The organism is Pseudomonas sp. ANT_J12 (genome assembly GCF_008370045.1).
Classification (GTDB): Bacteria; Pseudomonadota; Gammaproteobacteria; order Pseudomonadales; family Pseudomonadaceae; genus Aquipseudomonas.
Window position 1 is genome coordinate 29,392 of sequence record NZ_VOBN01000014.1, and the last position, 20,157, is coordinate 49,548.

Sequence of the window (20,157 nt, forward strand, 5' to 3'; positions counted from 1 at the left end):
GACGTAGATCAGTCGGAAACCATCGGGCAATGAATCAAAACACGGGTGCCAAGACCGAAGGCGGCGGGCTGGATATCCAGCGAGTAGCCATGCAGTTTCACAATGGCAGCGACCAACGATAATCCGAGGCCGTGGCCGGGCTGCATGCTGCTAGCTTCCCCTCGATAAAGCCTGCGAATGACATGTGTACGGTCCGCCTCGGGAATCCCGGCCCCATCATCGGCAACCTCGATGATGACTGTTGAATCCTTGATGCTACCGCGCAATGTGATATGCCCGCCCACTGGCGCAAACTTGATGGCGTTATCCAGTAAGTTGACCAGCGCTTCGAACAGCAACGATGAGTCGCCATACAATCTGGGCAAGTCATCGGTAATTTCCAGGGAAAGAGTCTGAGAACGATCCAGCGCCAGAGGTTCATAAAACTCATGTGCCTGTTGCAACAGCGCCATGATCGGAAAAGGAGCAAAGGCCGAGCAGCGACGGATATCGTCGAGCTCGGCGACTCGAAGCAGTCCTTGAAAGCGCACCATGATTGATTCGCTTTCCTCAAGGGCCTGATTCAATGTGTGCTGGTGATCACTGTCCAGAGGCAACTGTTGGAGTTGATAAAGCCTTGCACGCAACCGTGTCAGTGGCGTTCGCAAATCATGGGCAACGCCATCGCAGACACTCTTGACCTCATGCATCAGTTGCTCGATATGGTCGAGCATTGTATTCACGGCGCTTGCCAGCATATCCAGTTCATCACGGCGGGCTGACAAGGGTAAACGCTCCGCCAAGTTGCCTGAAACGATACTTTCCGTACAAAGCTGCAAGCGTTTGACACGACGCAACGGTCGGCGTCGCAACAAACGCCAGCCAATTAACCCGGGAATCAGTGTTAACGAAAAACCCCACATCAAGGCCTGCTCAATAATCCCGCCCACGGCAGAAATCGAGCCGCCGTCACGCGCCAGAATAAGAATATGCCCGTCGGGGCGGCGTGCTAACAGCGCATAACTGCTTCTGGTTTCTTTGTTGGGTAGTGCGATACTCAGTCCGCGCTCAAGATAATGAACCTTGCCATCATCGGGCAGACTGGAGCGAAGTTTGAGCAGGTCTCCGGCAACGTGTTGTCCATCGGAAGTGAACAATCCGTAAGCATCGATACCGGGCGTTGAATAGGCTTCACTGACAGCCAGTTCCTTCACCAGTTTTTCATCATCGATCTTTTGATAGTAATGGGCACGCTGCAGTAATGTTCGCTCTGCAACGGTTCCCAGATAGTGGGAGATTTCCCAGTACAACACGCCGGTAAAAAGTGCACCCCACGCTACAAAAAACAGCGCGTAGAAACCGATCAGTCGACTACCGGACGAGCGCCATTTCTCAGTCTTTGACAGCAAGGACATAACCGGCACCGCGTATTGTATGGATGGCGGGAGTGCCTTCGGCGCCTTCCAGCTTTTTGCGCAGCCGACCGATGTGGACATCAATGATGTTAGTCCCCGGGTCGAATCGATAACCCCAGACTTCTTCAAAAAGCATGGTGCGGGTGACCAGTTGGCCAGCACTGCGCATCAGGTAATTGAGCAGTTTGAATTCGGTTGGCAGCAGCAGGATATGTTCGTCATTTCGAGACAGTTTGTGCTCGACCAGTTCCAGTCGCAGGTTTCCGTAAGTGAGTTGCGGATGGCTTGCATCGGTACTGGTACGCCGAAGCAATGCGTCAAGACGCGCAACCATCTCGATAGCAGAAAAGGGTTTGGTCAGATAGTCATCGCCGCCCGCGCGAAGCCCTTGGACGCGCTCATCTACATCCGAAAGCGCACTGATCATCAAGACGGGCGTATTAATCCCCAGACTACGCAACGTACTGACAATCGTCAGTCCATCAAAGTCGGGAAGCATCCGATCCAGGGTAATGGCGTCGTAACCTCCTGCAATCGCCAGGGCCAGGCCGTCTCGACCGGTAGCGGCCCATCTTGAACTGAACCCATGGCGTTGGAGTTCAGCAATGATGACTTCCGCCGTCACCTTGTCGTCCTCTATGACCAGTGCGCAACTCATAACTTCCTCCATTAGTACCTGTTTTCGGGCAATTGCGGCGCAATGTCGACAGCCAATGCAGGCGTACCCTAGTGACCAACGATCCCGCCGAACATTAAATATTTCTTAACCCACCTTAACCCCGTCGCCAGTTAAAGCACGGATATATTCGCCACAACAACGGATCAATCGCACTGAAAGGATGAAAGATGTGACCCCTTATCTGGCTTTCTTTTTACTGACGTTCGGCTTGGTGTGTACCTACGCGACATGGGCCGCACAGACTACTAGCGAGGATTAACTGAGCCGGCGGTTGAGTTGTCTGTGTGATAAGGCACGTAAGTATTAGTTGGAAATCGTGCAGGCCAGCCCGCTGATGAAAATTAACAGCAAGGTATGTGGGGTGGCGTACAGACCTGATTTTGAACGTGGGGAATAGTCAAAGGTGAGGTACGAGGACTACGGCATGAGTCGCAGTACTACCACTTGATTAGAGGTATCGACATGTCGGTTCCCTACCACAGGCTATTTCATTTCCTGCTATACAGCCCCGTGTTCGTTCACGCACCTGAAAGCAACGAAGCGCGGCTCGTCCAGCGCCTGATTGACGCAATTGGCGAATATGACTATCGAACCGATGTCGTGCCCACGCCGACCGGTGCCAAGGTCGCGGCAGAGACGGATATGGGGATCGGTTGCTTTCTGCTGTCTATCGACGGCCCGGAAGAGTCTGCGATTCAGGCGCTCATCAACACCATCAGACATGAGCGCGGGCTTGATACGCCCATCTACCTGATGAGCGAATTGAAAGGTCTGGAGTCGCTATCACTCGTTCCGTTGGGCGAGGTCACCGGATACGTCTATCTCGACCATGAAACGCCAGCCTTTTCGGCAAAGGAAACGATTTTCGCGCTGGAGCGCTATGCCACCGGGTTAAAGCCACCGTTCTTCGGTGCCCTGATGGACTACGACTACGAAGGCAACCAGATGTGGACCTGTCCGGGTCACCAGGGCGGTGCTTTCTACCGGCGCAGCCCGGCTGGACGTCTCTTTGTCGAGCATCTGGGCGAAGCAGTGTTTCGTAACGACATCGACAACTCGGTGCCCGAAATGGGCGATCTGCTGACACACGTCGGTCCGGCGCTTGCCGCGCAGATGGCGGCGGCAAAGGTCTTTGGCGCCGATCGCACTTACTTCATCCTCAACGGAACCTCGACGTCGAACAAGGTCGTGACCGCGGCGCTGCTAAAGCGTGGCGACCTTGTGTTATTCGATCGCAACAACCATAAATCGAATCATCAAGGGGCGCTGCAACTGGCCGGTGCGATCCCGATTTACCTCGAAACGGACCGCAACCCACAGGGCCTCATCGGCCCAATCGATTACGACGCACTGGACGAAACGAAGTTGCGTGAGCAAATCCGCAACCATCCACTGGTCACCGACCCAGAGGCATGGAAACGTGAGCGGCCGTTCCGCCTGGCCATCGTCGAGCAATGCAGTTATGACGGCACGATCTATAACACTGGTAGCCTGATCGAACGAATCGGCCACCTGTGTGAGTACGTCCACTTCGACGAAGCGTGGGCGGGTTTCATGAAGTTTCACCCGTTATTTGCCGGGCATTTTGCGATGGGGCTGGAGAACCTCGACGCCGATAGTCCCGGCATCGTCGCTACCCAGTCAACTCACAAGCAACTGGCCGGCTTCTCGCAGGCCTCGCAAATTCATGTGCGCGACGAGCATATCAAGGGGCAAGCGCGACGCACCGGACATCGACGGTTCAACGAGATGTTCATGCTGCACTGCTCGACCTCGCCGTTCTATCCACTGTTTGCCAGCCTTGATGTCGATGCTCAGATGCATAAGGGGCGCAACGGCTTGGTGCTTTGGGACGACGCGATCCGCATCGGTATTGAAACGCGTAAAAAGCTACGCACGTTAAAACACCAATTTGCGGAGACTGCCAAGGGCGATGCCAGTGATTGGTTCTTCGATCCGTTCGTGCCCGATGTGGTGACGATCACAGATTCCAGGTTCAGCCCGCTACTTGATGGCGTGCGCTGGGAGGATATCCCCACCGACGTGCTTGCGCGCGAGCCCGCGTGCTGGGCTCTGGTCCCGGATGCTCGCTGGCATGGTTTCCGGCACGCGGCGCCGGACTGGGCGATGACTGATCCGAACAAGCTGACGCTGATCACGCCTGGCTTCGACCGTAAGACCGGGGAGTACAGCGATACCGGCATCCCGGCGACGCTGTTGGCCGCCTACCTGCGCGAGAACAATATCGTGCCGGAAAAATGCGACCTCAATAGCATTCTCTTCCTGCTGACTCCCGCCGTTGAGGCCGGCAAGTGCGGGTCATTGATTTCCAGGCTGGTGGCGTTTAAGCACCTGTACGACACAGACGCGGTGCTCGAAGCGGTGCTGCCGACAACGCTTGCGCGCTATCCGCAGCGTTACGCCGGTTACACGCTGCGGCGCCTGTGCGACGAGATGCATGGTTTCTACCGCAAGCACGACATCGCGTCCCTGCAAAGGCTGTGCTTTCGCGGCGAGCACTTTCCAGAGCAGGCTATGTCGGTCGCCGACGCCACCGAGGCGTTCGTCGGCAACCGCGTCGACTACCTGCCGCTGTCCGAGTGCAAGGGGCGTATTTCGGCAACGCTGGCACTCATTTATCCACCTGGGATCGGCATTGTTGTACCCGGCGAACGGTATGACGATCGGGCGCAGCCGATGCTCGACTACTTTCTCGTGTTCGAAGAGGCGTTCAATCGGTTCCCTGGCTTCGAGTTCGAGGTACAGGGCGTTTATGCCGATGATGTCGACGGCCGCGTTGTTTTCCACACCTATGTCGTGCAGGAGTCAACATGAGCGGCTTCTCACCGAACGTGCCCGGGATTCTCTATCGACGTCGGGTGCTTGTAGTGCATAACGGTACTGGCGCCGAGAGTGCCGGTCGTCACGCGACAGCGGCGCTGATCGACGCGTTGAAAGATCGCGATATCGATGTCATTGACGCCACTTCGGAAAGCGACGCGATAGCCCAACTCAGTATGCATTCGCTATTACAGGCAGTACTGGTCGATTGGGACCTTGCTGGTTCAAAAGATCACAAAAGTGCCCGGCACGTTATTGCTGCGGTGCGTGCACGTTCAGAGCGCCTGCCGATCTTTCTACTGGCCGCCAACGGCTCGGTGAGCGAAATGTCTGCCGATGTGCTCTCGCAGGTCAACGATTATGTTTGGCTGTTCGAGGATACGAAGAGTTTCCTTGGCGGCAGAATTGTCGCAGCGATCGATCGCTACCGCGCAACGCTGCTGCCGCCGATGTTCAAAGCGCTCGCCAGCTTCGCCGGCCAGTACGAATACTCATGGCACACTCCCGGGCATGCGGGTGGCACCGCATTTATGAAGCACCCGACAGGTCGCGCCTTTGTGGAATTTTTTGGCGAGGAGTTGTTTCGCTCGGATTTGTCGATTTCGGTTGCAGAGGTTGGCTCCTTGCTTGATCACTCGGGCGCCATCGGGGAGGCAGAGCATAACGCTGCGCGGGTGTTTGGCGCCGATCGAACTTACTTCGTCACCAACGGCTCCTCGACGTCCAATCGCGTGATTCTGATGTCGAGCGTGACGCGTGACCAGATCGCACTGTGTGATCGCAATTGCCACAAGTCTGTCGAGCACGCGATGACGTTGTCTGGGGCGATACCGACCTACCTGATGCCGGTGCGTAATTATCTGGGGTTGATCGGTCCCATCCCGGCATCACGACTTACGGCCACGTCGGTCGCCAAGAGCATTGCGGCCAACCCTCTGGTTACCGAACTGATATCCCCCTCAGCCGTTCACGCAATCATCACGAACTCAACCTACGACGGTTTGTGCTACGACGTCGAGCGGGTCGAGACGTTGCTTGGCAAGTCAGTCGATCGGCTGCATTTTGACGAAGCCTGGTATGGCTACGCACGTTTCAATCCACTGTATTCAGGGCGTTACGCGATGCGTGGCGACCCCAAGACACCCCGTCCCGATGGGCCAACGATTTTTTCGACCCAGTCGACTCACAAGTTGCTTGCCGGGCTCTCCCAAGCCTCTTATATCCATGTGCGTGACGGCCGCCGGCCAATTGCGCATGGACGCTTTAACGAAGCATTCATGATGCACGCCTCGACATCCCCGCAGTACGCCATCATTGCCTCAAACGACGTAGCGGCGGCGATGATGGACGGTCCCGGCGGCAAGGCTCTCACGGATGAAACGATTGCTGAGGCGATTGCCTTTCGTCAGACGCTGGCGCGATTGAACGCTGAATTCACAGCGAAGGGCGATTGGTTTTTCAATGCCTGGCAACCGGAGACCGTCAATGAAGGCACGGGGCACAAGAGAACGCCATTTCATTTGGCGGACCCTAAACGTCTAGCATGCGATCCAGCGGCCTGGGTGCTGCATCCGGGCGAAGCGTGGCACGGTTTCGACGATCTCGAGGACGGTTACTGCATGCTCGATCCGATCAAAGTATCGGTGGTCACTCCTGGCATGGGCCGGGACGGCAAGCTGAGTGCAACGGGCATTCCGGCATCACTCCTCGCTGCGTGCCTGGACGCGCAAGGGATCGTGGTGGAAAAGACCACCGACTTCACCAGTCTTTTCCTTTTTTCGATGGGGGTGACGCGTGGCAAGTGGGGAACCCTGATTAACGCGCTCCTGGGTTTTCATCGAGACGTCCTCGCCAACACACCACTGGAGCTATCAATCCCGGCGTTGGTCGCCGCTCATCCTCAGCAGTACGGCCTGCTGGGTCTCGGCGACCTCGCTGAGGCGATGTTTGCTGCGGTGAAAAAGCACAAGACAACCGAGTTGATGTCAGCGGCATTTGGGGTATTGCCGGTGCCCGTCCTGTCACCGGTCAGCGCGTACGAACTCCTCGTTAACAACCGTGTGGAGTCGCTGCCACTGGACCAGATTGCGGGTCGCACCGTTGCAACCGGCGTGGTGCCGTATCCCCCAGGAATACCGTTGCTGATGCCCGGAGAAAATATGGGTATAGCAACAGGCCCAATGCTCGGCTACCTGAAAGCCCTCGAGGCATTTGATGCTGAAATGCCGGGCTTTTCCCATGACACGCATGGCGTTGAAGTCGTCGGCGGCCGCTATCAGATTTTGTGTATTACTGAGGATTGATCCCATGAAAGCAGCCACAGCAGCGGGCGTTATTCCGGATTCTGGCGCCTCAACCGCTTCGACGAACGTACCCGCCAAGAACAAGCTGGGTATGCTCTCCATGACCCTGTTGGTGATCGGCGCAATGGTGGGGGGAGGGGCCTTCAACCTGCCACAGAACATGGCACAACATGCCGGGTTGGGCGCGGTACTTATCGCCTGGCTGGTTTCCGGGCTCGGGATTTTCTTTCTGGCCCGAACTTTCCAGGTGCTTGCCGACATCAAGCCTGAGATTACCGCCGGCATCTACATGTACTCGCGTAAGGGCTTCGGCAAGTTCGCCGGATTTCAGGTCGCTTGGGGTTACTGGCTCTCGTCCGCCTTCGGCAATGTTGGCTTCGCGGTACTGCTGATGGACACACTCAACTACTTCTTTCCTCCTTATTTTGAGGGCGGGAATACGTGGTTGGCGATTTTGATCGGATCCAGCGTCTTCTGGATACTGAACTGGCTCGTATTACGCGGCGTCAAAAGTGCGTCGGCCCTTAACGTGATCGGCACGATTGCCAAGTTCGTCCCGATCGCAGTCTTCCTCGGCGTTGTCGTGATATCGATGAAAGCAGGCCTGTTCACGACCGACTTCTGGGGCAATGTAAGCGATAACGTGTCGGGTGGTAAGCCGCTGGGTAACCTGCTGGAGCAGGTCAAGAGCACCATGCTCGTGACGCTGTGGGTCTTCATCGGCATAGAAGGCGCAGTGGTGATGTCCGACGAGTCGGATGCCAAGACCGTGAGCCGAGCAACGTTGATGGGGTTCTTCGTTACGTTGCTACTGTACGTCCTTATTTCCGTGCTGCCCTTTGGGATCATGACCCAGGCTCAGTTGTCGGTTATCTCGCCACCGTCCATGGCGGCGATTCTCGGCTCGATTGTCGGCAAATGGGGCGAGTATTTCGTTAATGGTGGGGTCTTGATATCGGTTCTTGCCTGCTGGCTGGTTTGGACGATGCTCGTCGCAGAACTGCCCTGGGCCGCGGCGAAGGACGGGACATTTCCCCAAGCGTTCGCCGTGACCAACAAAAAGGGTTCGGCCTCTGTTTCGCTGTGGGTTTCCACCGTCGTTATGCAAGCCGTGATGATTCTGATGTTCTTCTCGAACAACGCCTGGAACGTGATGCTTTCCATCACTGGCGTGATGATTTTGCCGGCTTACATTGGTGCCACCGGCTTCTTGTGGAAAATCATGGTCAATGGCAGTTACCCGCCAACCGCAAAAATTGGCAGAACCACAGCGCTGGTCAGTAGCGTGCTGGGCACGGTCTACGGATTCTGGCTGGTGTACGCGGCGGGCCTCGAATACATGATTGCCGGTGCAGTGTTCTTCGCCATTGGCAACCTCGTTTTCATCTGGGCTCGCAAAGAGCACGCGCCGACTGAGCCGGTGTTCAAAAAGGTCGAGATGATTGTTGCCGCGGTGCTTGTGGTCCTTGGCGTGTTGGCGATGTGGATGCTGTTCAGCGGGCATCTGACGCAGGTCTATTCGCCTTGAGTAAGGTCGCACCGTACACCCATTCGAAAAACGGCAACTGACACGTCGCCCTTGCAAGAGGCATGGGCCGAACAGATCAGCCTTCAGAGAGGGTGGCTAACTCACAAGCGGGAGCTTTCAATGAAAAGTTCATATCTTGCGTTTGTAGCGCTTTTTACCTCGACATTTTGCTTGGCGGCTCCACTCGATGGCGCCGCCCTCTACCAAAATAACTGCGCCCAATGCCACGGCGAGCGTGGAATGGGTGGGACCGTTGGCATGGGCAACATGACGCCAGGCGCGAGCGGGACAATGGCTGGGAAGGGCATGATGAACGGCACGTCCGGCAAAGGCGGCTCGCAAATGATGGGGCTCAAAGCACCGAAGCTTGTCGGTGATGCCAGCGCCTGGGAGCCTGAACTATTCGAACGCGCGGTGCTTCAAGGGATCGATGATGAAGGCCAGCCACTGAACAAAGTCATGCCTCATTGGGGCTCGTCGAGCTTCAGATCCGACCATGGAACTGCGCCCACCAAAGAAGAAGTCGACGCCATTCAGCATTATTTGCAAGCACAGAAATAGCAGGGCAAGCCGATCTGCGTTGTGTTACCGGCTGCGCAAGCAGGCCCTCCACACATCGCAGCCCTCGGGTTTCTCGCCGGAAGGGAAAATATGATGGACATGAACACGCAAGACACGCACGCGCCCCAATTAGACCGTCAAACCAAACCGGTCGCCCCTGGCACAACGATCTACACCTGCCCGATGCACCCGGAAGTACGACAGAACGGTCCTGGCGCCTGCCCCAAATGCGGAATGACGCTGGAGCCAACCACCCCTGCCGTTGAGGAGTCCGAAAATCCGGAGTTAGAAGACTTCAGCCGCCGTTTCTACTGGACCTTGCCGCTGAGCATAATGGTTGCAGTACTCGCGATGATCGGCCCCCACCTGCAGTGGTTCGATATGGCCTTGCAGAGCTGGATAGAGCTGGCGCTGACTTTGCCAGTGGTGCTATGGGCAGGCCTGCCGTTCTTCAGAAGGGCAGTGCAATCGGTTCTGCACGCCAGCCCGAACATGTGGACATTGATTGGCCTCGGCACGTCGGCGGCGTTCGTCTACAGCGTAGTCGCGACTGCAGTGCCTGGGGTATTTCCGGCATCGTTCGTGGCGATGGGGCGTGTCTCGGTGTACTTCGACGCTGCAGCCATGATCATTTCGCTCACGTTGTTGGGCCAGGTGCTTGAGCTCAAAGCTCGATCGAAAACCGGCGCGGCCATCAAGTCCTTACTCGGCCTGGCACCCAAGACCGCGCGCCGTATTGCTGCCGACGGTAGCGAAGCGGATGTGGCGCTGGCCAGCGTACGCCAGGGCGACCAGTTGCGTGTTCGCCCTGGCGAGAAAGTGCCGGTGGACGGCGAAGTGGTCGAAGGCGCCAGCGCAGTCGATGAATCAATGCTCACCGGCGAACCTATGCCGGTGAGCAAAGGTGTCGGCGACAAACTGATTGGCGCCACCCTCAACACAAGCGGCGCACTGGTGATGCGCGCTGAGAAGATCGGCGCGGACTCCGTGCTTGCCAGCATTGTGCAGATGGTCTCGCAAGCACAGCGTTCGCGGGCTCCGATGCAGAGCATGGCTGACACCGTGGCCCGCTATTTCGTTATCACGGTCATCGGCATCTCGATACTGACCCTTTTTATATGGGGGCTGTTCGGGCCCACTTCGGCCGGGGAATCGAGCTGGGTCTACGGGCTGATCAATGCCGTGGCGGTTCTGATCGTTGCATGCCCCTGCGCCCTGGGTTTGGCTACGCCGATGTCGATCATGGTCGCCAGTGGCAGGGCTGCGACGCAGGGCGTGCTGTTCAGAGACGCCGCGGCTATCGAGAACTTCTGCAAGGTCAATACGTTGATCGTCGACAAAACCGGAACCCTGACAGAGGGCAGACCGCGATTTGACCGTGTTGTCGCCGCCGAGGGCACTACGGAGGAGGAAGTGCTAAAACTGGCCGCCAGCCTCGATCAAGGCAGCGAGCATCCACTCGCGACGGCCATCGTAAATGCTGCGCGCGAGCAGGGTATCGCCTTGGACAAAGCAGAAGACTTCGAGTCGAGCACCGGCATCGGCGTGCGCGGCCGGGTTGGGGGCAAGACCCTGGCCTTGGGTAACGCTGCGCTGATGACGCAACTGAAGATCTCGGTGGACAGTTTAAGAGAGCAGGCCGAGGCACTCAGAGCCGAAGGTGCCAGTGTCATGCTGCTGGCGGTGGACGGCGAGGCCGCGGGCCTGTTGGCAGTTTCAGACCCTGTGAAGGCCAGTTCCGCCGCGGCACTGGAGGGGCTCAAAGTCGCCGGCATTCGCGTCATCATGGCCACGGGTGATGGCCTGACCACCGCCAAGGCGGTTGCCGCGCGATTGGGAATTGATGAAGTGCACGGAGGAGTCACGCCGGCTGACAAACTCGCGCTGGTGGAAAAGCTGCAACGCGAAGGGTGCGTCGTCGCAATGGCCGGAGACGGCATCAACGATGCCCCGGCATTGGCCAAGGCCGACGTAGGCGTAGCAATGGGAACAGGCACGGACGTGGCCATGAACAGCGCCCAGATTACCCTGGTCAAAGGCGACCTGCGCGGCATCGCCCAGGCACGTATGATTTCGGAGCAGACGGTCACCAACATGAAGCAGAACCTGGGGTTCGCGCTTGTCTACAATGCGCTTGGGATACCTTTGGCCGCCGGTCTGTTGTTCCCGATCACCGGTTGGTTGTTATCACCGATGGTCGCCGCGTTTGCCATGAGTCTAAGCTCATTGTCGGTGGTAACCAATGCGTTGCGGTTACGTCGATGAGGTTCTACCTTGGATTGCACAACAAGGGGCGTCGCTCGCCCGTTCAATACGCTGACCGGACGAGCAACCTTGGCTGGGTTTCAACAACCTCCGATTTGTCTTGCACTTATTTCTCTCGCTCTATGACGGTTTCAATCAGCCAATAGCCAGTACGCCCATAGTGGTTGTACAGATTCGACTCTCGTTCTCGGTTCAACTGGTGTGACGAATCATAAGGAGGCGATGCCTTGATCGACGCACAGTCGAGGTCGACAGTGACGGATTTGTCCAGCCAACGGATCCCATCGATCCACTCGGGAGCAATCAAAACCTTGTGTCCGAGCCACCAGTTGCTGGTGTTGATCACAAGGTATTGAATCGCCCAGGTCTCTTCATCGATCAGCAGACTCTCCACGTGTCCCACTTCGCCATCAGTGGCTTTGATGTGATAGCCGATAACGGCTTTGCAACTGCGTAAATTCGGGTCGTCATCGGCATGGCGCGCACGTTCAGCTTTTGCACTTTGTTCGCGAGCGTTTTCCTCTTGGACTTGGCTACCCGGAAGTCCAAAGCCTCCTGGGTATATCCCGGCCCAGTAATATGGATAACTGTAGTAGCCGAGGTATTTCATTTCGTGCTGTCGAGAGATCGGTTTATCGGTATCGATATCGGGACTGCATTTGACTTGTTCCTTGGTAATCGCGACGTGCAAACGCCGCAGCGCCCACTCGGGACGTTGAATGGCTAAAGGAGTAATCAGTACCTTGCGGCTGGCGAGCCAGTCACCGGTCTCGACGACGAAGTAACGGATCACCCACGCGTCATTATCGAAATAGAAGTCTTTGACTTCGCCGATGTCACCATCGGTGGCGGCAATGGTGTAATCCTCCAGGTCATGCATGCTTCGTAACATAGGACTGTCCTTTGTGGAGCACCGATCAATGTCCTCGGCACATGGAAACGCTGCAGGTCGAGTATTCGACTTGGCCAAGGACACTGTGCGCGTTACACCACTTAGCGTCTGTTCGGTGACGCACGCTGCCGAACCGAAACTGCAAAGTCATGATGGTTCAGCTGTAAGAATCGAAAGACCGAAAATGGAAGGCATTTTGCTGAAGATTGATTCACGGGAGACTTAGCTTTTCCTTGGCGCGTTTACGTCAGAGGGGGGCGGTGCAGAAGCCTGAACGTTGGCTGCCAGTGCAATGCGCGCCAATGCAGGAATGGATTTGGAATGAGTTCGGGTCATGATCGAGGCACGGTGATTTTCAACAGTGCGTTGACTGATCCCGAGTTCGACCGCGATGTTTTTGCTCGGATGGCCTGCTAACACCATGTCCATGATTTGCCGCTGCCGTAAGGTTAGGCTGTCTATGTAATGAGCCGCTTCCTGAGTCCAGGCCAATTTTTTATTTGCATCGTGTGAGTGTTCCAACGCTCTCGCAATGCTTTGAAGTACCTCGATACGACCAAATGGCTTTTCGATAAAATCCGACGCGCCAGCTTTCATGGCATCCACGGCGATTGAAACGTCACTGCTACCGCTGATCATGACCGCAGGCAAGTCGTCACCGTTGCGCCTCAAACGATGCAAGAGTTCAAGACTCTCCATTCCTGGTAAGTGAGCATCAACCAGCAAACATGTATGGAGACCAGGCGAGTAATCCGCAAGGAAGGCCTCGCATGACGCATAGTCCTGTACGTGGTAGTCGCTTGATTCAAGTACGCCGCGGATCGTGTCTCGAAAAAGATCGTCGGCGTCGACCACGAATATGGTTGATGGCCCAGGATTGCAGGACTCGCTGTCTTCGAGTAGCTCATCATTAACAGTGGTTAAACATTGCTGGGCGAGCAGCGAAGCAATAACGAAAATGATCTCTTTGAGCTTTGCCGGTTTGTTGAGCTGAGTACAGTGTTCAAACGCTACGTCACGGGAAGTCTGTCTTGAAATATCACCGGTCAGAACGATCGCTGGAATGCGGCGATGCAGTTTTTTTCGCAACTGAGTGATCATTTGTAAGCCATTGCTCGAACCAGGCAAATTGAAGTCCGCCAGTATCAAGTCCGGCTGCACACCACCGTGCGTGACGCTATCCAAGGCGGTTGCACCGTCGATGGCCATTGCCACCTGATAACCTTCCGACTTGAGCAGGTTGCCCAGCAATTCGAGCAATTCGGCGTCATCCTCGACTATCAGTATCATTCCATTTTTAGTCACGGAGCCTGGTTCTTGTGGTTTGCCATCCTGAATGGCAATTGGCAGGGTTGCGCATTCACGGGATAACGCGACATCAATGGAAAACGTCGATCCTTTTGCGAAACTCGATTGCGCACGCAATCGATGCCCCAACACAGCACACAAACGCTTAACGATAAGTAAAGCGGCGCCACTTTCCTGGCCTGGATTGTCGGTAGGGTCTTGCTCCTCGATCAGTGAATCGAGCACCGACGACTCCATGCCTATGCCGGTATCCCAGACTTCAATACTGAGCCACCCGCCGTGGCGACGGCAGCCCAACAGTATCCGACCTTCGTGGGTGTACTTCAGCGCGTTGGAAAGCAAGTTGCGCAATATTTGCTCCAGCAGGCGCGGATCACTTTCCACTGAGAGATGACAGGGGACTACCTTCAGTTTCAGGCCTTTAGCACCTGCCTTGTAGCTGAATTCGTCAGCGAGTCGATCCAGCAGGTCACTCACTCGGAAACTCACGGGAGTTGCCTGAACCGTGCCGGTTTCGATGTGGTTGATATCCAGAAGGGCATTTAACATTCCGGACATCGCGCCCACGGTTTCGCCGATCCTGACCGTCAGCTTGCGGGGTTGCTCATCGTTCAGAATGTCCAGCAGCAGCCCTTGCAACAACTTGAGAGTTTGCAGAGGCTGGCGCAGATCATGACTGGCGCAAGCGAGAAAACGTGAGCGAGTGGCTGTCTCCAGTTCCGCTTTCTGCGTCGCTTTTTCAAGCGCTTGTGTGATCTGTTTTTTGTCGCAGATGTCGGTGAAGGTGATAACCACCCCATCACCAAAACTATCCTGTTGGCTGCAGGGTGAAATTCGACGGGTAAAACTCACGCCACTGCGTGATTCGATTTCCCGCTCCAGTGGCGTCTTATCACTCATGACGGCTCTGGCATCTTCCAAAAGGTTGGAATCACTGGCCAGTGGGCGCAAGTCAGCCAACGGTCGTCCAATGTCCTGGGCAAGAATGTTGAACAAGGACTGACTCGCCGGGGTGAACAGGCGAATATTCAAATCTTCGTCTAACAGAATCGCTGCAATGTTGATGCTGTACAGCACGTTCAGAGACACCATGGCGGCTGCTCGTTGCTGTTCGAGTGAGGAACGAAGTTGTTCGTTCATCTCTATAAGCTCATTGTTCAGCGAGCGCATTTGGTCAAGGGATTCAGTCGCGTCGCGAGAGTCCGATTGTTTGTCTGAGTTCAGCGTTGAAGCGTCGGCTGAAGGGGATGGCGCTATCACCTTGGGCTTGGCCGTTCCAGCGTCGAGTGGAAGGCGAACGGGCATTGTGATGTTCCGCAGCAATGCATTCCGAAGGAACACGTCTTTAAATCCTACTCTCCTTCAGGGGCGACGCAACGTCCACCTTGGCGAAGCCGTGTGGATTGACGACTTTGTAAATTGCATACGCGGCGAACCTCTAAAAATATCCCGCCTTTGTTGCTTGGCGAGCGCGCTTATCGCGATGGGTTTCGCGGCAGTTCTCAGACCAGCGGTCATCGCTGGGCGCCTCATTCGCAAAGGCCACTGAGTAGTTTCCGAGCCTTCTGCCTTATCTCACAACCGAATAGGCTGATTATTCTGCATCGGCAGAGCGTGCTTACCTATTCAGGCATGAAGGAGTGACACCATGAAAAAACTCATTCTAAACACGTCTTTAATCGTGGCTTTGGGGATGACCGCCGGTTGCAGCCATCACCAACAGGAGATGGATGCGTGGCTGAGCAGCGCCGAAGACATGGCGACAGCGGCCAGAGTGCATGCGGACGAGTCAGCGATAAAGGCGGATCAGGCGTTGCGGGCAGCCCTAGAGGCAAAAAAATCGGCGGACGAAGCCAATGAACGGGCGCAGCTGATGCTCAAAAAAGCCGGTCGTGCCAATTAATCAAAGGCGCATTTCAACTCAATGGAATGGCACAGCGATGAAAATAATCTTTTTGCTTGGTGTGCTGTGTGCGTGCCTTGCTGGCTGTGGGCATACGCCGACTCAAAAAACAGTGATTACGCCGGACTCGATCGAAAACCTCAATCAGTCCCGGATCAAGGTGCCGGTCCCCGCCAGGGATGGCATCGTTGCCAGGACCAAAGCATTGGCCGGCCTGGAAGGCAGCGGCTGGGTATTCGACCCGCTATACGCGACGGCGGTGAATACCGATGGTCGTGACCTGGCCGTGTGTGGTTTCGCTCGCCAGAGAGGAACGGAAAATTCGGCGTACTTCGCCTATTACAGCGGCGAACTGATCGTTTCGGATGACAAGGCGCCTTCTGGGGTCAGTGTCGAAAATGAATTTCTGGCGATGATCTGTTCCCACTCCTGAATCTTGATATCTACGCACGCGTTTCGGCATGACGACGTGTGAATTTGTACTGCCGTTGGCTCGTTGTGTGATGGCTTCAACCGCAAGCGTAGGTAGTTTCCGAGGCTACTCACTAGTGATTCAGGCGACTAACTTGATTGATGCAGCCAACGCACTGTCGCATTGAGCAGGTGGGTGTCGAGCCCACAGGGACAGATCTTCTGACTTTTACGCGGTGCAAGGCACCCGAGAGGAATAACCGATGAGTCTGAAAATGCGAGCAGCCGTTGTCGAGCAATTCGGCCAACCGCTGGTGATCAGAGAATTTGACGTCCCTGTAGCCGGGCCAGGGCAGATTCTGGTGAAAACCGAAGCCTGTGGTGTCTGCCATACCGATCTTCACGCCGCTCGCGGCGACTGGCCGCTCAAGCCCACGGTGCCCTTTATTCCAGGCCATGAAGGTATCGGTGTCGTGACGGCGATCGGTGAGGGTGTCACCAGCGTAAAGGTGGGCGAACGAGTCGGAGTGCCATGGCTTTACTCGGCCTGCGGGCACTGTGAGTACTGTCTGACCGCTTGGGAGACCGTATGTGCTCAAGCACAGTTTGGTGGCTACACGAAGAACGGCGGCTTTGCCGAATACATCCTGGCCGACCCGAACTACGTCGCTCACATTCCACCGGGCCTTGATCCAAGGGAAGCGGCGCCGATCATTTGTGCCGGCGTGACGACCTACAAAGGGATTAAAGAGACCGGTGCCCGGCCCGGGCAGTGGATTGTGATTTCCGGGGTCGGCGGACTGGGCCACCTGGCTGTTCAGTACGCCAAAGCCATGGGGCTGCAAGTCTGCGCCGTGGATATTGATGACCGCAAACTTGCCCATGCCACCAAGCTTGGCGCCGATGCCGTGGTTAACGCAAAAAATGGCGATCCGGTCGAAACCGTGAAGGAGGCCACCGGTGGTGGTGCCCATGGTGTGCTGATCACGGCGCCTTCACTCAGCGCCTTTAAACAAGGCGTTGCCATGACACGCAAGCACGGGACGTGCGTGCTGGTGGGTTTACCGCCGGGTGAGTTTCCTGTGCCGTTGTTCGACGTGGTCGCCAATTGCATCACCGTACGAGGCTCCTTTGTAGGCAATCGTCAGGACATGGCCGAAGCGTTGGCCTTTGCTGCTCAGGGCAAGGTCAAGGCCGACATTGAATTGCAGCCGCTATCGGCGATCAACCAGATTTTCGAGCGACTCGAACACGGTGATGTGCCATCGCGAGTGGTCATCGATTTCAGTGCGGTTTGAAAGAGTGGCAACGCATGAACATGTTCAGTTCCGAGCCTGTGCTGATAGGCCGCCAAACCGCTCTGCTGACCGTTCGGCAGATGGCGGATGCGGATCGACTATCGGTCGCTGCCGGTATCTCGCTTTTTGAATTGATGGCCAATGCCGGTGCGGCAGTGGCCCACGAAATCCAGCATCACTGGACACCCCGTCCCGTAGTGGTGTTGTGTGGGCCAGGCAACAACGGAGGTGACGGGTTCGTCACCGCACACTGGCTGGCCGAAGCGGGCTGGCCGGTGAGGGTTGCAATGTTGGGCAGCCGATTCAGCCTTAAAGATGAGGCGAGGCAACATTCATTGCGCTGGAAGGGGGACGTCGAAGCGTTGAGTCCCTCGGTGCTCGAAGGTGCGGAATTGATCGTCGATGCGTTGTTTGGCGCCGGTCTCAGTCGTCCGCTGGAAGGCCAGGCGCTGGAAACGCTGGCTGCCGTCAGCTTTGGCTCCGTGCCCATTGTCGCAATTGACACGCCCAGCGGGGTCATGGGCGATACCGGCGAAGCGCTGGGGGCGGTGCGGGCCGTACTGACCGTGACGTTTTTTCGCAAAAAACCAGGTCATTTACTGTTACCCGGGCGGGACCTGTGTGGTGAAGTCATCGTTGCGGATATCGGCACTCCCAAAGCGGTAGCCGACGCCATCGCACCCCAGGCGTTCGAGAATGATCCCGAGTTATGGCTGGCCAACCTGCCGCGCGCGAAGGCTGACACCGATAAACACCGCCGTGGTCACGCACTGATATTTGGCGGGTATCCGATGACCGGTGCGGCCCGAATGGCTGGCAGAGGCGCAGCAAGAGCCGGGGCGGGTCTCACGACCATTGCGGTGCCTGAAATAGCGCTGCCCATCTACGCCACAGCGCTGGACAGCATCATGGTGCGGCCATGGGTGACGCCGGAAGATTTTGGTCACTTGCTCAATGGCAGTCGCTTCTCCGCCTGGTTGATTGGCCCGGGCGCCGGCGTTGATAAGGATACGTTCGGCCACGTGCTGGCCATGCTCGCTACTGGACGCCCAACCGTCATCGACGCCGATGCGATCACGGCTTTCCAGGATGATCCCGGGGCCTTGGATCGAGCGATTCACGGGCCCTGCGTGCTGACGCCCCATGAAGGGGAGTTCCGCCGCGTATTTGATCCTTTTGGCGACAAGCTGACCCGCACCCGGGCCGCTGCCAGACGGAGCGGGGCGGTGGTCGTCCTCAAGGGAAGCGACACCGTCATTGCAGCCCCTGATGGCAGAGCAATCATTAATGCTAATGCACCTTCAACCTTGGCTACCGCAGGCTCGGGCGACGTCTTGAGTGGAATCATTCTGGGCTTGCTTGCACAGGGGATGACGGCCTTCGCCAGCGCTGCTGCGGGTGTTTGGCTACACAGTGCCGCGGCCGCCGAATTCGGCCCCGGATTGCTGGCAGAAGACCTGCCCGATCTGCTGCCAGCGGTATTCCGTCGGCTGTACAGCTAAACGCTAACCGTTAAGGAGATCACAATGCGCCACGGACTTACTTCTCAACAATTGCAGGGCATGAATGCTTATTTGCGGGCGGCCAATTACCTGTCAGTCGGGCAGATTTACCTGCAAGACAACCCTTCCAATGGTTTCTGTGACGAGGGCACGGCCACAACGCCATTCGACAGGGTAGTGCTCAACAGTCCGGACCACTTTCAATTGGCTCTGGACGCCGTCGAACGCGTCCCTCAACTGAGTAATGAAGTTGGTCGGGCGCAAGAGCGCTATCGGACGATGATCCAGAGGCATAAGCGTTACATCAGTGAGCACGGCGAAGTTCTGCCGCATGTGCGGGATTGGCATGGACAGGCTGAAGCCGCCATGGCGATTCAATCAGGCAGACCGTGCTCTCTCGCTCCAGACAAAGGTTACTGATATGTCCTATACACCGAGCCCTCAGCAAAATCATCTACTCGCCGCATTGCCGGTCGAGGTTCGGCATCGCTTGTTCCCTCAACTCGAGCGGGTGTCATTCCCCCTTGGCAAAGTCATGTATGAGCCCGGAGATGTTCTGCGTTACGTCTATTTTCCGACTGACTCGATCGTTTCATTGCTTTACGTGATGGAAAACGGAGCGGCGGCGGATATTTCGGTGGTGGGCAATGAGGGGTTGATCGGCGTGGCCTTGTTCATGGGCGGCGAAAGCACTTCGAGTAGAGCCGTCGTCCAGAGTGCCGGACACGCCTTTCGGCTGAGAGGGCAATTGCTCAAGGACGAATTCAATCGCCACGGTGAAATGCTGCATCTGATGCTGCGTTATACCCAGGCCTTGATCACGCAGATGGCCCAGACGGCGGTCTGCAACCGCCACCACTCAATCGACCAGCAACTGTGCCGTTGGCTGTTATTGTCGCTGGACCGTCTGCCAGGTAACCAGTTGGCCATGACTCAAGAACTCATTGCCAACATGCTCGGTGTGCGTCGTGAAGGCATCACCGAGGCCGCTCGTAAGTTGCAAAAGCTTGGCGTGATCGAGTACTGCCGTGGGCTGATCACCGTGCTCGACCGACCCCGGCTTGAAGAGTTGAGTTGTGAGTGTTACGCCGTCGTTAAACATGAGACCGACCGACTTCTCCCCTACGCTCGCCCAAAAACCTTGAACATACCCGTATGCCGGGCCGTCATAGCGCATGCTCATTGATTCTATGGCGGTTCCTTGTGTTCGATACCGCACAGAGACCGGGTGCCGTTGCCAGCATGATGAAAGTAGGCATGCATGGCTGACTC

The 20,157-nt window shown here is 56.5% G+C and carries 15 protein-coding genes; 11 read left to right on the forward strand and 4 right to left on the reverse strand.

Features of this window, described 5'->3' with window-relative positions:
- Positions 1 to 8 precede the first annotated feature (8 nt).
- A complete protein-coding gene (locus tag FQ192_RS23905; RefSeq protein ID WP_149660758.1) occupies positions 9 to 1,394 on the reverse strand; it encodes a HAMP domain-containing sensor histidine kinase in 1,386 nt (461 codons plus the stop codon).
- A complete protein-coding gene (locus tag FQ192_RS23910) occupies positions 1,372 to 2,052 on the reverse strand; it encodes a response regulator transcription factor (RefSeq protein ID WP_149660759.1) in 681 nt (226 codons plus the stop codon). Before FQ192_RS23910 ends, FQ192_RS23905 begins: the two co-directional genes overlap by 23 nt.
- A 483-nt stretch (positions 2,053 to 2,535) precedes the next feature.
- On the opposite strand from FQ192_RS23910, the gene speC reads away from it, so the two are divergent.
- From speC to FQ192_RS23935, 5 genes are all read left to right on the forward strand, one after another.
- Entirely contained in the window at positions 2,536 to 4,908 is a 2,373-nt protein-coding gene (gene speC / locus FQ192_RS23915) for an ornithine decarboxylase (protein WP_149660760.1), read from the forward strand.
- On the forward strand, positions 4,905 to 7,217 hold the full coding sequence (locus tag FQ192_RS23920; protein WP_149660761.1) for an Orn/Lys/Arg decarboxylase N-terminal domain-containing protein: 2,313 nt from the start codon (positions 4,905 to 4,907) through the stop codon (positions 7,215 to 7,217). The genes speC and FQ192_RS23920 overlap by 4 nt, the downstream gene beginning before the upstream one ends.
- A gap of 4 nt (positions 7,218 to 7,221) precedes the next feature.
- Entirely contained in the window at positions 7,222 to 8,745 is a 1,524-nt protein-coding gene (locus FQ192_RS23925; protein ID WP_149660762.1) for a basic amino acid/polyamine antiporter, read from the forward strand.
- A 120-nt stretch (positions 8,746 to 8,865) separates the two neighbouring features.
- Positions 8,866 to 9,306 carry a cytochrome c gene (locus FQ192_RS23930; RefSeq protein WP_149660763.1) on the forward strand — a complete coding sequence of 147 codons (441 nt, stop codon included), beginning with the start codon at positions 8,866 to 8,868 and terminating at the stop codon, positions 9,304 to 9,306.
- Between the two features lie 183 nt (positions 9,307 to 9,489).
- Positions 9,490 to 11,571: a copper-translocating P-type ATPase gene (locus tag FQ192_RS23935; RefSeq protein WP_218585798.1), complete on the forward strand. Its 2,082-nt coding sequence runs from the start codon at positions 9,490 to 9,492 to the stop codon at positions 11,569 to 11,571.
- Positions 11,572 to 11,677: 106 nt separating this feature from the next.
- Here the strand turns inward: FQ192_RS23935 and FQ192_RS23940 are convergent, their stop codons facing one another.
- Complete coding sequence (locus tag FQ192_RS23940) at positions 11,678 to 12,463, reverse strand: PRC-barrel domain-containing protein (protein WP_149660765.1); 786 nt, start codon at positions 12,461 to 12,463, stop codon at positions 11,678 to 11,680.
- Between the two features lie 222 nt (positions 12,464 to 12,685).
- Complete coding sequence (locus tag FQ192_RS23945; RefSeq protein WP_256672356.1) at positions 12,686 to 14,911, reverse strand: response regulator; 2,226 nt, start codon at positions 14,909 to 14,911, stop codon at positions 12,686 to 12,688.
- 508 nt (positions 14,912 to 15,419) lie between these two features.
- On the opposite strand from FQ192_RS23945, the gene FQ192_RS23950 reads away from it, so the two are divergent.
- The 6 genes from FQ192_RS23950 (at position 15,420) to FQ192_RS23975 (ending at position 20,071) form a co-directional block, all read left to right on the forward strand.
- The gene (locus FQ192_RS23950; protein ID WP_149660767.1) at positions 15,420 to 15,674 is read left to right on the forward strand and encodes an Lpp/OprI family alanine-zipper lipoprotein; all 255 of its coding nucleotides are present in this window, start codon (positions 15,420 to 15,422) and stop codon (positions 15,672 to 15,674) included.
- Entirely contained in the window at positions 15,664 to 16,107 is a 444-nt protein-coding gene (locus FQ192_RS23955; protein WP_256672357.1) for a hypothetical protein, read from the forward strand. The genes FQ192_RS23950 and FQ192_RS23955 overlap by 11 nt, the downstream gene beginning before the upstream one ends.
- A gap of 241 nt (positions 16,108 to 16,348) precedes the next feature.
- Positions 16,349 to 17,383, forward strand: coding sequence for an alcohol dehydrogenase AdhP (gene adhP / locus FQ192_RS23960; protein ID WP_149660768.1), 1,035 nt, complete (start codon positions 16,349 to 16,351; stop codon positions 17,381 to 17,383).
- Positions 17,384 to 17,397: 14 nt separating this feature from the next.
- Positions 17,398 to 18,885, forward strand: coding sequence for an NAD(P)H-hydrate dehydratase (locus FQ192_RS23965; protein WP_256672358.1), 1,488 nt, complete (start codon positions 17,398 to 17,400; stop codon positions 18,883 to 18,885).
- A gap of 24 nt (positions 18,886 to 18,909) precedes the next feature.
- Entirely contained in the window at positions 18,910 to 19,305 is a 396-nt protein-coding gene (locus FQ192_RS23970) for a hypothetical protein (protein ID WP_149660852.1), read from the forward strand.
- 1 nt (position 19,306) lies between these two features.
- Positions 19,307 to 20,071 (forward strand): Crp/Fnr family transcriptional regulator, encoded by a 765-nt coding sequence (locus FQ192_RS23975; RefSeq protein ID WP_101206733.1) that lies wholly within the window; start codon positions 19,307 to 19,309, stop codon positions 20,069 to 20,071.
- The last annotated feature ends 86 nt before the right edge of the window (positions 20,072 to 20,157 follow it).

What these genes read in the sequence shown, in the direction of transcription:
- FQ192_RS23940 (WP_149660765.1), bottom strand. Translation starts at nt 12,463, where the DNA reads ATGTTACGAAGCATGCATGACCTGGAGGATTACACCATTGCCGCCACC.
- FQ192_RS23925 (WP_149660762.1), top strand. Translation starts at nt 7,222, where the DNA reads ATGAAAGCAGCCACAGCAGCGGGCGTTATTCCGGATTCTGGCGCCTCA.
- FQ192_RS23905 (WP_149660758.1), bottom strand. Translation starts at nt 1,394, where the DNA reads ATGTCCTTGCTGTCAAAGACTGAGAAATGGCGCTCGTCCGGTAGTCGA.
- FQ192_RS23975 (WP_101206733.1), top strand. Translation starts at nt 19,307, where the DNA reads ATGTCCTATACACCGAGCCCTCAGCAAAATCATCTACTCGCCGCATTG.
- FQ192_RS23920 (WP_149660761.1), top strand. Translation starts at nt 4,905, where the DNA reads ATGAGCGGCTTCTCACCGAACGTGCCCGGGATTCTCTATCGACGTCGG.
- FQ192_RS23950 (WP_149660767.1), top strand. Translation starts at nt 15,420, where the DNA reads ATGAAAAAACTCATTCTAAACACGTCTTTAATCGTGGCTTTGGGGATG.
- FQ192_RS23970 (WP_149660852.1), top strand. Translation starts at nt 18,910, where the DNA reads ATGCGCCACGGACTTACTTCTCAACAATTGCAGGGCATGAATGCTTAT.
- adhP (WP_149660768.1), top strand. Translation starts at nt 16,349, where the DNA reads ATGAGTCTGAAAATGCGAGCAGCCGTTGTCGAGCAATTCGGCCAACCG.
- FQ192_RS23935 (WP_218585798.1), top strand. Translation starts at nt 9,490, where the DNA reads ATGCACCCGGAAGTACGACAGAACGGTCCTGGCGCCTGCCCCAAATGC.
- FQ192_RS23945 (WP_256672356.1), bottom strand. Translation starts at nt 14,911, where the DNA reads ATGAACGAACAACTTCGTTCCTCACTCGAACAGCAACGAGCAGCCGCC.
- FQ192_RS23910 (WP_149660759.1), bottom strand. Translation starts at nt 2,052, where the DNA reads ATGAGTTGCGCACTGGTCATAGAGGACGACAAGGTGACGGCGGAAGTC.
- FQ192_RS23965 (WP_256672358.1), top strand. Translation starts at nt 17,398, where the DNA reads ATGAACATGTTCAGTTCCGAGCCTGTGCTGATAGGCCGCCAAACCGCT.
- speC (WP_149660760.1), top strand. Translation starts at nt 2,536, where the DNA reads ATGTCGGTTCCCTACCACAGGCTATTTCATTTCCTGCTATACAGCCCC.
- FQ192_RS23930 (WP_149660763.1), top strand. Translation starts at nt 8,866, where the DNA reads ATGAAAAGTTCATATCTTGCGTTTGTAGCGCTTTTTACCTCGACATTT.